This is a genomic window from Methylophilus sp. QUAN (assembly GCF_015354445.1).
Classification (GTDB): Bacteria; Pseudomonadota; Gammaproteobacteria; order Burkholderiales; family Methylophilaceae; genus Methylophilus.
This window is the reverse complement of the sequence record NZ_JADKYT010000002.1, coordinates 175849-188873: the sequence shown is the minus strand read 5'-3', so window position 1 is coordinate 188873 and position 13025 is coordinate 175849. Positions and strand designations below refer to the sequence as shown.

The following is a 13025-nucleotide window of genomic DNA, read 5'->3' as shown; positions in this document are numbered from 1 at the left end:
AACAGAATATTAACTTGCGAAAAAAAACACGCATAAAAGCATTGCAGTTATCACAAAAATACAAACAACACCTGATATAACTCATTATTTTTAATACATTTATATAAATAAATATCAATTTTTACAGACTATCGAGTCTGTCCCTATTAATTGATTAGGTGCAGGCGTTTATTCAGTTAAATACTGATGCGTCCTGACCAGTCCAAACTATCGTGATGAGCACTCATTGCACCAATATCAATTGCTCACGCAGGCTATTAATGTCATTGGGTTCGCCGCGCACAGTGAAAAAAGTGCCCTCTTCATGTGAGCGCTCGCCCAATACCTGGCAGGTGCCATAAATCTTGCCGCGTAGCTGTTGGGCTGACCAAGGCAGGAAAATCTCGGTTTCCACCAGATCCTGCCGGAAAAAATAGACGATCTTCTGCCGCAGCATCGCCACTTCATCCGGACGGCGGGCACTCATGACTATGCAATCCGGGTATTTGAGGCGCAGCGCGGCTTCACACTCGACTTGCGCGGTGGCATCGCCCACGTAATCTATTTTGTTAAACACGCGAATACGCGGCACGACATCCGCATCGATTTCCTCAAGTACCTTATCCGTCACCTCAAGCTGACGTTCAAACCCAGGATCGCTGGCATCGATCACATGCAACAACAGCGCAGCATCGAGCGCCTCATCCAGCGTAGATTTAAAAGAAGCCACCAGGCCATGCGGCAGGTTCTTGATAAAACCCACGGTATCGCTGACCAGCACGCGCGGCACGCTTTCCGGGTACAAGGCGCGCACCGTGGTATCCAGTGTGGCAAATAATTTGTTCGCCACCAACACCTCGCTGCCAGTGAGCGCGCGCATCAAGGTAGATTTACCGGCATTGGTATAACCAACCAGCGCCACACTCGCCATTGTCTGCCGCTCTTGTCGTCGCGCGCGCTGCGTCCTGCGCTCGCCATCCATCACAATAATTTCTTGTTGCAGCTCGGCAATCCGGTCACGAATCTTGCGTCTATCCAGCTCAGTATGCGACTCGCCCGCCCCGCGCCCACCGGCGCCACTACGTTGCCGCCCTTGCGGCCCCGCCAGCTTCGCCGCCTCGCGCAAACGCGGCGCCATATAGCCCAACCGCGCAATCTCCACCTGCGCACGCGCCGCACGTGAGCGGGCATTGCGGTGAAAAATCTCCAAAATCACCATGGTGCGGTCCATCACCTCGCAACCGACTTCTAACTCCAGATTGCGCGCCTGCGACGGCGAAATTTCGTGGTCTACCAGCACCGCTTCAATAGGAGGAACCGCGCTATTAAATGCCTGCAACTCACTCTGCTCAGCCACACTGCGCACATACTCACGGATCTCTTCGCGCTTGCCCACCCCAAGATAGCCAGTAATATCAAAGCCCTGACGCTTTTGCACAAACGTGTGCACCACCTTGTAACCCAGTGTTTTTGCCAGTTCGCGCAGTTCATTCAGCGAAGCTTCAAACTCCATATCGCTGACATTTGGCAGTTGCACGGCCGCCACAACGGCATGGCTGACGGGCTCTTTAACTTCACTTTGCATGAGGGAACAACACTTCTTGAATGATAGAGGGCAGATAGTACTCGCAAATGCAGAAACCACCGCTATAGGTGATTAGATAAAGTTTGATAGATCACAGTAGTGAGTATGATCGAGTGGCGCGGATAGCCGAAATGCGCTCGCGCTCAACTAGCACCTTAAGGTTAGGTGTCATGATTCCGAAATATGAATATGGTTAGAGCACGCATGGTTGGCTCCTTAATAACTTTAAAAAGTCATTAGGGGTTAATGATAGTTAAATCACTTGGCTGTTACTTCTAAAAACCATTAAAGGGATTTTTTATCGCCATACCATCAATCACCATGCCATCCTGCATGTCCTCAGACAGTAATGTGGTAGCACCTGCATCAATTGCCGCCGCGCAAATATGCGCATCGTAAAATGACAATTGGTGGAGTTGGCAAATTTGCACAGCTAACGCGTGCGTTTTCTCAGTGAGTGGAACAACTTGCAGATTAGCTTTGATAGCCTCTAAAACAGCCCCAATCTCAACCCAATCCATTTTTAATTTTTTGTGGCAAACCGAGGTCACTTCATTAAGCACTTGGACGCTAATCGTGCCACCCGTTGCAATCATCGCTTCTGCTTTGTCTGCCTTACTCACATCGCCAGATAGCAAATATAAGATCACATTGCTATCAATAAACGGCTTGCTCACTTGTCGCTATCCCGCAAGTTAGCTTCCAGGCGGTCAAAACGAAAGCTCTCAGGCAAACGCCCACGCAACGAACGCAAACGCGTCAGCAGCTCTTTTGCATTAGCCTGCTTGCTTACTTCAAAACTGCGCTCACCTGCTACATGCAAATCAATTTCTTCGCCCTCTTTAAGGCCTAAGGCCTGCACCACACTCGCAGGTAATCTCACAGCTAATGAATTACCCCATTTTGCGACTTGCATAGAGTTAACCCCTCAAAAATGATATACATTAACTTAAGTATATCATCCAAAACAATTCACTGTAAAAATACGTTCCACCTTTATGCCAAGCGCGACGATATTCGATAAGTGTGATGTGTGATTGATCGCGAGCCATCATTCCGCGTACCGCAAGCAGGTACGCCCTACCTGTTATTCTTTATAGTGTGGTTTGAGCAATAAAGGTAGCTTTAATCTCTGAAAGGTCAGGCATTGATTTGGCTTGCCAACGCACGACTTTTATTGCCGCCGCCTCTAATGCTTTATCTTTTTTATTATCCGCGATGTGTCTATCGAGTTTTTGGTGAGTGCTGTCGTCAAGCTCAATCACAGCGACAATAGAAGCGTCTTTTTTGCAGATGACAAAATCTGCGCTCATTCGATTAATACGATTCGACCATGATTGGTAATTATGGCCTTTCTTAACACCTAAAAATCTAGAAAGTTGAACCTGAGCCAAAATAATGTAGTCCGGCAGTGCCTCAAGAAGGCGGAAATATAAAATTTGTTCAGGTGGTGATAACGGCTTTTTTGCATAAAAAGGCCAAATACCATGACCACTTGAATTGCCTTGAGACTTCGCTTTCAGCAATCCAAGGATAGCGATAATCACCAGCAAAGCTAACAGTAAAAAGGTAAAACTCATCAATTGTGACTCCTCCTGTTTTAAGCTGCTATCTGTTTAATCATTCCCGTAATTACTGCTTTAGATTCTTCAGAAAGAATTATGTTAATAATTGTTAATTAAAAAAATAATAAAATACAAACCTAAACACGTCAACTACGTTGTGGTGAAAGCTTAGCTCCCACCCAGCGCCTTATACAAACCTACCTGATTCTGCAAAGCCTGCTGCTGAATCTGCAGCGCCTGTGACTGTGCATCAAGTACACTGCGCTGCGCATCGAGCAATTCCAGGTAAGTCACCAAACCTTGATCCAGCTTGCGTTTAACCAGTTGCAGACGGCTGCTTTCCAATTCACTTAAACGCGCCCTGGCCGCCGACTCTTCGGCAATCGCTGCGCGCGTGCTTAATACATCCATCACTTCTTTAAACGCGGTCTGGATGGTTTTTTCGTAATTAACCACTTCGATACGCTCACGGGTTTGTGCAAGGTTGAGGTTGGCTTTGTTGCGGCCATAGTTAAAGATCGGGATGGTCAATTGCGGGCTGAAAGACCAGTAGTTGCTGCCAGTGTCAGAGAACAGTTTGGAGAACTCCGAGTTAACCAGGCCGACATTAGTTGTGAGTTGCAAGCGTGGATAAAACGCAGCCCTGGCGGCACCGATATTGGCATTGGCAGCTTTGAGCTGATGCTCGGCAGCACGGATATCGGCGCGCCGGGTCAACAGGCTGGAAGGCAAGCCTGGCGTAACGTCAGCCAGTTTTAAATCCGCCAGAGGTTTGATGACTAACGGTGTGCGCTGTGATGACTCGCCGAGCAGTAAATACAAAGCATTTTGCGTGGTTGCCAGTTGGCGCTGCCATTGCGCGAGTTGCGCCTGCACTTGCTCGACCTGGATTTGTGCGGCTTTGACGTCCAGCACCTGGTCGAGTCCGGCGTCAAAACGGCGCTGGGTGCGATGCAAGGTCTGTTTGCGGTCATCTAGCGTTTGCTGCGTCAGCTTGAGTTGCGCGTGTAAGGTCAACAGGTTGACGTACTGCGTAGCGATCTCAGTGATCAGAGTGGCTTGTACCGCTTGCCGGTTCTCAGTCACGGCCAGGTATTGCTCCAGTGCAGCCTGCGTCAAGCTTTTGACGCGGCCAAACACGTCAATCTCGTAGTCAGAAATACCGACGCCAACGCGGTACAACTCGGCCTCAAATGCCTGGCTGGAGCTGAACACGGTGCGGCTACGGTCGTACGTCAGGTTACCTTGTATAGTCGGCAGGCGGTCGGCTTTTTGTATGCCGTAAGTGGCCTTGGCTTCGTCCATGCGCAGCACGGTCGTTTTCAGGTCACGGTTATGCGCCAACCCCACTTGTATCAGTTGCTGTAAATCGGCATCGGGGAAATAAGTTTGCCAGGTGAGTGGTGGCGCTTCAGCCACCGCGTCATTCGCTGACTGGCCTGGGTAAGCCTCGGGCACTGGCGCGGCTGGCCGGAAATACTCAGGCATCAGCGAGCAAGCGTTTATCGCGAATGCCAGTGCGACAATGAGGGGAATACGGCTAAACTTCATGTGACACCCTTTGCTGTGTGGCTGGCTTTTTCATCCAGCGCCCCACGACAATAAAAAATAACGGTACAAAAAAGATCGCCAGCAAGGTCGCGGTGATAATGCCACCCAGCACGCTGGTGCCGATCGCAACTTGCGCACCCGACGCAGCGCCGGTGGAAAATGCCAATGGAATCACACCGACACCAAAGGCCAGCGAGGTCATGACAATCGGCCGCAAGCGCTCTTTAGCCGCTAATAAACTGGCTTCAAGCAAAGGCATGCCTTGCAGCACATGCTCGCGTGCAAACTCCACGATCAGGATGGCGTTTTTGGCAGATAAACCAATCGTCGCGATCAAGCCTACCTTGAAATAAATATCATTGGGCAAACCACGGATAGTCACGCCAAGCAACGCGCCCAACACACCCAGTGGTACCACCAGCATCACGGCGAACGGAATGGCCCAGCTTTCATACAAGGCGGCCAACACCAGGAACACTATCAGGATAGACAAACCAAACAGCATGATGGCCTGGCTGCCGGATTGCTTCTCTTCAAGTGACTGCCCGGCCCATTCGAAACCTATGCCCTTGCCCAACCCTTGTACCAGTTTTTCGACCTTCTGCATCGCTTCACCGCTGCTATAACCAGGCCCGGCACCGCCATTGATATTAAATGACGGAAAGCCATTAAAACGCGTGCGTTGCGGGGTGCCCATGGCCCAATCCAGCGTCATGATGGAAGACAGCGGCACCAGGCTGCCATCGGCGGCTTTGAGGCGGATTTTCTTGATATCCTCCAGCGTCTGGCGCTGTTCGCCATCGGCTTGAATCAAGACCCGGCGCACCTGGTTGCCATAGACAAAATCACCAAGGTAGTTAGAGCCCAGCAAGGTCGCCAGTGAGTCGTTGATTTCATCCAGTGAGATGCCCAGCGCATTGGCTTTGCTGCGATTAAGCTGCATATTGACTACCGGTGTATCGTACAAACCAGCAAACAAGACATTCGCCAACTCGGGATGTTTGGCCGATTCGGCAATCAGCTGGTCGCGCGCTTTCATCAGGGTTTCTATGCCGACACTGGCACGGTCTACCAGTTTCATGTCAAAGCCGCCCACGCTACCCAACTCTGGCAATGGCGGCGCATTCATGGCGAAAATACTCAAATTAGGGCGGCCATAAAATTGCTGGTTGACGCGATTCACAATCGCCTGCACTTGTTGCTCGGCCTTGGGTCGCTCGGACCAATCTTTCAGCGTGATAAACAGCATGCCACTATTGGTGCTGGTGCCATAAAAGCTAAAACCGCTGACTTCAAAAATAATATCCACCGGCTCGTGTTGCTGGATATAACGGCTCATATCGCCCAGCACTTCTGCGGTTTCCGCCAGCGTCGCGCCTTGTGGCAACGACACCATGACCATAAAGTTACCCTGGTCTTCTTCTGGCAAAAATGCACCTGGCAGACGCATAAACAACCAGCCCACCAGCGCCACAATCAGGCCAAACACCGCCAGCCAGCGCAAGGGTTTGCTGAGTAAACCACCAGTCAAGCGTGTGTAGCGCTCGGTCATGCATTTAAAGCTACGGTTAAACCAGACAAAAAAGCGGGCTTTCGGGCTGGTCTCATGGCGCAACAGCGTGACACACAAAGCGGGGGTCAGCGACAGCGCCAGAAAGGCCGAGAAGCTGATCGACACCGACAATGCCAGTGAAAACTGGCGGTAGATATTGCCCACCGCGCCACTAAAAAAGGCCATGGGGATAAACACCGACACCAGCACGGCGGTGATACCCACCACCGCGCCACTAATCTGCGACATGGCTTTAATAGTTGCTTCGCGCGCAGATAAGCCTTCATCGACAATCAGCCGCTCGACGTTTTCCACCACCACAATCGCATCATCAACCAGGATACCAATCGCCAGCACCACGCCAAACATGGTCAGCACATTGATGGAATAACCCAGCCAGTACATCACAGCAAACGTCCCCATCAGGGCAATCGGCACCACGATGGTCGGAATCAGGGTCGCACGCAGATTCTGCATAAACAGGTACATGACCACGAATACCAGCAGCACCGCCTCAACCAGCGTTTGAATCACTTTTTTAATCGAGATAGACACAAACGCTGAGGAGTCATAAGACAACTGGAACACCACGTTTGGCGGGAAATAGGGCTGCATTTGCTCCATCGCCACTTTGACGCGCTTGATGGTTTCTACCGCATTCGAGCCCGGCGACAGCTTGATCGCCATCCCCGCGGCATTCTTGCCATTGACTTTAGAACTGTAGGTATAGTCACTGCTGCCCATTTCTACCCGTGCCACATCTTTGACCAGCAAAGCCGAACCATCCGCCTGACTGCGTAGTGGCACATTGGCAAAGTCTTCTACCGTTTTCAATGTCGCTTCGGCTTCGAGCGTCACACTCAATGGCGCGCCATCCGGCACACCACTGGCACCAACCTGGCCCAAGGTCAGGCGTGTATTGTAACTACGCAAGGCATTGGAGATTTCGGTCACGCTGACATTTAAACCCGCCATTTTCTGCGGATCCGGCCAGATACGCATGGCATATTCCGGGCTGAATGACTGCACTTTACCCACCCCCTGCACGCGCTTAAGCGTAGGCATCACCGTGGCAGAGGACAACTCGCCGAGGTCAATCTCACTGTAACGGTTATCTTCTGAGGTCAGTGACACAATCAGCTGGAAGCTATCGGCCGATTTTTCCACCATGATGCCGCTACGGCGCACGATTTCCGGCAAACGCACTTCCACGCTTTTAAGGCGGTTTTGCACATCCACGGCCGCCAGATCAGGGTTGGTGCCCTGGCGAAAAGTCACGCTAATCGAAGCCATGCCCTGGTTGCTGGTGGCCGACACGTACATCAGGCCAGGCATGCCATTCATCTCGCGCTCAATAATCGAGGTCACGGTTTCTTCGACCACTTTGGCCGATGCACCAGGATAAGTGGCGGCAATGTTGACCACGGGCGGCGCAATATCAGGATACTGTGCAATCGGTAACTGTTTAATGGCAATTAAACCCGCCAGCACAATCAGGATGGCAATCACCCAGGCAAAAATCGGGCGATCAATAAAGAAACGGCTCATGTATTCACTTTCCTTAGGTTACCGTTTAAGGCGCAACCGCTTTCGTTATTTTGTCTGCGGCCCTGACCTGCTTGGGCGTCACTTTCACGCCCGCCGTTTGCGTGGCGGCATTGGTCACCACCACTTGCTCACCGGGCTGCAAGCCATGCTCAATCACCCACTGTTTATCGATCACAGCGCCAGTTTGCACTTCGCGTGACTCCAGTTCATGTTTGGCATTGACCACCCATACCCGGCTGGAGAACTGGTCACGGATCAGCGCATCACGCGGAATCAGGATGGCATGCGGATTGGTCGCCTGGCGAATTTTCAAGCATACATACGCCCCTGGCATAAGCTCCTGCTGCGGGTTATCAAAAATGGCGCGCATGACCACTGAGTCTGTGGTCTGGTTCACAGACACATCAGAGAATGACAGTTTGCCTGCACTAGGATAAGTTGAACCATCCGGCAACATCAGGGCAATCTGCAATTGGCCATTGCTGCCCTTCAACTGACCGTCACGCAAGGCTTTACGCAAAGCAAACACTTCAGAAGAAGACTGCGCAAAATTGACATACACCGGGTTGATTTGCTCCACCGTGGTCATGTGCGTGGCTTCATCTTTACCTACCAACGCACCTTCGGTGACCAGCGCACGACGCGCGACACCATCAATCGGTGCCGTCACATTGGCATAGGCCACATCGAGCTTGGCACGATTGAGTTTGGCTTGCGCCGCCGCCACTTCGGCTTTGGCCAGTTGCGCCTCGGCCTGTGCCGCACGGTAGTCGCGCTGGCTTACTGACTGGTCGCCCACCAGGGCCTGGTAGCGCTGCAATTTGTCATTGGCATTCACCAGGTTGGCTTCGGTTCTGGCCAATTCGGCATCGGCCTCCAGCTTGCTGGCCTGCAACTGCTCTGGGTTGAGGGCAAATAATGGCATGCCCGCCTTCACTGTTTGCCCTTCCTGATACAGCCGCTTGGAGACAATACCAGAAACGCGCGCGCGCACTTCGGCAATGCGGTAGGCCTCTACACGGCCTGGCAATTCAACCTCAGCAGGGATTTCAGCAATCTGCACGGTGACCACATCGACCTCAGGCGCAGCCGCCGCGGCCTGCGCGGCTTCCTGCGGTTTGCTACAGGCAGAGAGTTGCAATAACAAGAATGTGGCGACCGAGGCCGTGCTGACAGAAAAACGGGACATGAATATGCCTTCTTACTATATGGACATCAATATTCTATCTGCCCTTTAATAATTAATCAATCATGACTGATTAATTATTTTTTGGTATAATCCTCGCCATTGTTTGAGGAATGATAAGCCTAGAGATCATGGCCAGAAAAACCAAGGAAGATGCGCAAAAAACCCGCGACCAGATTCTGGATGCCGCGGAACACGTGTTTTATCGCAAAGGCTTTACGCTGACCACCATGGCCGACATTGCCGAAGCCGCCGAGTTGTCACGCGGCGCCGTTTACGGCCACTATAAAGGCAAGCTGGAAGTCGCTACCGCCATGGCGGAACGCGTGATTGAAACCGTCTCCCCGTTCCAGCTCCAACCGGCCCTTGCGGCATTAGGCAACCTCAAGCAATATTGCCTGCATGAGATTCGTAGCTATATTGAGCCTAGCTCCATTCAGCGCGTCCTGTTCTTTTTATATATCGGTATTGATGATTCGCCGGAGTTGCTGCAACTACGCTTTGCCTGGGAGAAAAAGCGCATTACGCAAATCGACAGTTTATTGAAACAGGCTATTGCACAAGGCGAACTCTCTGCAGACATCGATTTTGACTTAATCAGCCTGTATTGCCAGTCAGTCATTGAAGGCGTGTTCAGCATCATCTACTTTGGCAGCCTCAGCGAAACGCAACGTTGGCAACGTGCCGAACAACTGTGCGAATATGGCCTGCAACGCTTATCCATGCCACTTTTCCAGCCATAATCCTTGCGCGCATCATCGCGCTCAAGCATTGACGAAGACGCCTGCCTTCCGGCAAGATAAGAGCCGGATACATTGATGACAATAAAATTGTTCAACTTTTTTGTGTGATCAGGGTCAGTATGAGGTGACCGCGCCATCTTTCAATCACGTGGCGTGTCATCCGTCATCGAATAGACCACCTTATAACAATAATTTAAGAAAAAACTGCTATGGATCATAACCTTTCACTCATTACCACCATTGCCGCTGCATTTGCGCTGGCACTGATATTCGGCCTGATTGCCGAAAAACTCAAATTGCCAGCGCTAATCGGTTATTTGTTTGCCGGGATCATCATCGGCCCGGCCACGCCTGGGTTTGTTGCCGACATTGAAATTGCCTCCCAATTGTCCGAAATTGGCGTCATGTTGCTGATGTTTGGCGTCGGCCTGCATTTTTCAGTGCAGGACCTGATGTCAGTCAAACGTATTGCCCTGCCCGGCGCGCTGGCGCAGATGACCCTGGCCACCCTGCTCGGCATGCTGGTAGCACACACCTGGGGCTGGAGCATGGGCCATGGGTTGGTATTTGGCCTGTCGCTGTCTTGCGCCAGTACCGTGGTTTTACTCAAAGCACTCGAATCCAGACGTATCCTGGAAAGCATGAACGGTAAAATTGCCGTCGGCTGGCTGGTGGTAGAAGACATGGTAACCGTGCTGGTACTGGTGTTGATGCCCGCATTGGCAGGTGTCCTGGGTGGCCAGGGTGAAGCCACTAATGCCAGCGCCATTTGGGAAACAATCGGTGTGACCTTGCTTGAAATTACCGGCTTTGTGGTGGTGATGCTGGTCATCGGCAAACGGGTATTGCCGTGGTTGCTATGGTATGTAGCAGGCACTGGCTCACGCGAATTGTTTACCCTCACCGTGATTGCCGTGGCGATTGGCGTGGCCTTTTTTGCCTCCTCGCTGTTTCATGTCTCGTTTGCGCTGGGGGCCTTTTTCGCGGGCATGATCATGCGTGAATCCGAATACAGTCACCGTGCCGCTGAAGACTCCCTGCCCTTCCGCGATGCATTTGCGGTGCTGTTTTTTGTCGCCGTGGGCATGCTGTTTGACCCTAGCATCCTGATCAAGCAACCCATACAAGTGCTGTCTGTAGTAGCGATTATTATCCTCGGTAAATCGCTGGCGGCAGTCGCGATTGTGCTGGCGTTGCGCTACCCCTTAAATACGGCGTTAACTGTTGCCGCCAGCCTGGGGCAAATTGGGGAGTTCTCCTTTATTCTGGCGGGCCTGGGCGTATCGCTCAACTTGCTGTCAGCCGATGGCATGAGCCTGGTGCTGGCTGGCGCGCTGATTTCCATCGCGCTGAACCCGGTGGTCTTTGCGTCGATCAAGCCTTTAGCCAATTGGGTGGTCAACAAGTCAGACGTGGCTAGACGCTTGTCATTGCGCATGGATCCATATGGTGAGTTACCCATGTCAACCGAGCGCAAGTTCCTGGAAGGCCAGGTGGTGTTGGTGGGCTACGGTCGCGTCGGCAAGCGGATTGCGCAATCCCTGACCGACTCAGCGATCCCGTTTGTGGTGGCCGAACAAAACCGCGAGCTGGTGGAAAAACTGCGCAAACAAGGCCAACCTGCCGTGTCAGGCAATGCTGCCGACCCCATGGTGTTGATACAGGCGCACATTGCCAATGCGGCCATGCTGATTATCGCCACGCCAGACGCCATGGATATCCGCAAAATTGTCGACATTGCCAAGCAATTGAAACCGGACATTGAAGTGGTGATCCGCACCCATCACGAGGACGAATACCAGCGCCTGCAAAAAGACCTCGGCCAAGCGGTGTTTTTTGGCGAAGAAGAACTGGCCAAAGGCATGTCTGCCCATGTGTTACAGCGTTTTGAACGGCACGTGCTGTAAACGCATTAAAACTTGAATAAGGGCTGCTTCTGCAGCCTTTATTTTTTGTAGCAATCCCCGATTTAACGCTATGATGTCATTGTATTGGCAGTCGATACGTATCGTTACATTCACGCCCAATCAAACGCAGTACAATCTTGTCAGACAAGAATAACGATATCGATATTGGTACCTTATGAACACCACTCCTCTTTATGCTAAATGCGGCGTATGGCTGCTATGCTTTACCAGCCTGCTACTGGCAGCCTGCTCATCCGGCCAATCAGACAATAAACCACCCAAAAAAACACCAGAAGTCGGGGTCATCACCGTACAGCCTGCCAGCCAGCCTATCGTGGCCGACCTGCCAGGGCGCACCAACCCATTCATGATTTCAGAGGTGCGGCCACAAGTCGGCGGCATTATCCGCCAGCGTGCCTTTACTGAAGGTGCACTGGTCAAAGCAGGCCAACTGCTGTATCAGATTGAACCGGCCCCTTACCAGGCCAGCGCTCAAAGTGCAGCCGCTGCACTGCAAAAAACTGAAGCCTCGCTGACCACCCTCAAACTCAAAGCAGACCGTTATAAAGAACTGGTCAAAATCAACGCCGTCAGCAAACAGGATAACGATGACGCGCAGGCCGCCTTGCAGCAAGGCGAAGCCGATGTAGCTGCCGCCAGGGCAGCGCTGGCCACCGCAAAAATCAACCTGGACTTTACCCGTGTGGTCTCGCCGATCACCGGCTTTGTGTCTACCTCTACCGTCACACCTGGCGCCTTGGTCACCGCCAGCCAGGAAACCGCACTCACCACCGTGCAGCAACTGGATCCGATTTATGTCGATGTCATCCAGTCCAGCAGTGACTTGCTTAAACTCAAACGTGATATTGCCAGCGGCAAGCTGAGCAGCACGTCGCAAAAAGAAATCCCGGTACGCGTGGTACTCGAAGACGGTTCCACCTATGCGCATGCTGGAAAACTCAAATTCAACGGTATCAGCGTCAACACCACTTCGGGGGCAGTCACGCTGCGCGCAGTGGTGCCTAACCCGGAAGGCATCTTGTTGCCTGGCATGTATGTCCATGCCCTGATTGATGTCGCCGAAGAAAAAGCCGCCATCCTGGTGCCACAACGTGCGGTGACCAGGAATACGCGCGGTGAGCCCACGGTGCTACTGGTGGACAACACTCAGAAAGTCATCCAGCAAACCCTGGAAACCAGTGGCGCACAAGGTGACAACTGGCGTGTCACAAGTGGCTTGCAGGCAGGTGACCGCGTCATTATGGATGGTGTGCAAGGCATCAGCGTGGGCAGCGAAGTAAAGGCCGTGCCCTTTGCCGCAACCAGTCCAACCAGTCATACAGATGCCACCGCAGCGACTGCAGCACAACCGGCTACCGTGAACCCTGCCCGCTAACCAGAAGAGAATT

The 13025-nt window shown here is 52.1% G+C and carries 10 protein-coding genes; 3 read left to right on the top strand and 7 right to left on the bottom strand.

Going from position 1 to position 13025, the window contains the following annotated elements:
• Positions 1-223 precede the first annotated feature (223 nt).
• From hflX to INP79_RS09510, 7 genes are all read right to left on the bottom strand, one after another.
• The gene (hflX, locus tag INP79_RS09540) at positions 224-1564 is read right to left on the bottom strand and encodes a GTPase HflX (RefSeq protein WP_194754064.1); all 1341 of its coding nucleotides are present in this window, start codon (positions 1562-1564) and stop codon (positions 224-226) included.
• Between the two features lie 275 nt (positions 1565-1839).
• On the bottom strand, positions 1840-2241 hold the full coding sequence (locus INP79_RS09535) for a PIN domain-containing protein (protein WP_194754063.1): 402 nt from the start codon (positions 2239-2241) through the stop codon (positions 1840-1842).
• Positions 2238-2480, bottom strand: a complete 243-nt coding sequence (locus INP79_RS09530; protein ID WP_194754062.1) for an AbrB/MazE/SpoVT family DNA-binding domain-containing protein — start codon at positions 2478-2480, stop codon at positions 2238-2240. The genes INP79_RS09535 and INP79_RS09530 overlap by 4 nt, the downstream gene beginning before the upstream one ends.
• A 178-nt stretch (positions 2481-2658) precedes the next feature.
• Positions 2659-3144 (bottom strand): DUF2726 domain-containing protein, encoded by a 486-nt coding sequence (locus INP79_RS09525; protein WP_194754061.1) that lies wholly within the window; start codon positions 3142-3144, stop codon positions 2659-2661.
• A 153-nt stretch (positions 3145-3297) separates the two neighbouring features.
• Positions 3298-4680, bottom strand: coding sequence for an efflux transporter outer membrane subunit (locus tag INP79_RS09520; RefSeq protein ID WP_194754060.1), 1383 nt, complete (start codon positions 4678-4680; stop codon positions 3298-3300).
• Entirely contained in the window at positions 4670-7780 is a 3111-nt protein-coding gene (locus INP79_RS09515) for a multidrug efflux RND transporter permease subunit (RefSeq protein WP_194754059.1), read from the bottom strand. The genes INP79_RS09520 and INP79_RS09515 overlap by 11 nt, the downstream gene beginning before the upstream one ends.
• Positions 7781-7805: 25 nt before the next feature.
• Complete coding sequence (locus INP79_RS09510) at positions 7806-8969, bottom strand: efflux RND transporter periplasmic adaptor subunit (protein WP_194754058.1); 1164 nt, start codon at positions 8967-8969, stop codon at positions 7806-7808.
• 128 nt (positions 8970-9097) lie between these two features.
• Here INP79_RS09510 and INP79_RS09505 point away from each other — a divergent pair, with 128 nt between their 5' ends.
• From INP79_RS09505 to INP79_RS09495, 3 genes are all read left to right on the top strand, one after another.
• Positions 9098-9709, top strand: a complete 612-nt coding sequence (locus INP79_RS09505; protein ID WP_194754057.1) for a TetR family transcriptional regulator — start codon at positions 9098-9100, stop codon at positions 9707-9709.
• 209 nt (positions 9710-9918) lie between these two features.
• A complete protein-coding gene (gene ybaL / locus INP79_RS09500; RefSeq protein WP_194754056.1) occupies positions 9919-11616 on the top strand; it encodes a YbaL family putative K(+) efflux transporter in 1698 nt (565 codons plus the stop codon).
• A gap of 175 nt (positions 11617-11791) precedes the next feature.
• Positions 11792-13012: an efflux RND transporter periplasmic adaptor subunit gene (locus INP79_RS09495; RefSeq protein WP_194754055.1), complete on the top strand. Its 1221-nt coding sequence runs from the start codon at positions 11792-11794 to the stop codon at positions 13010-13012.
• Positions 13013-13025 lie beyond the last annotated feature (13 nt).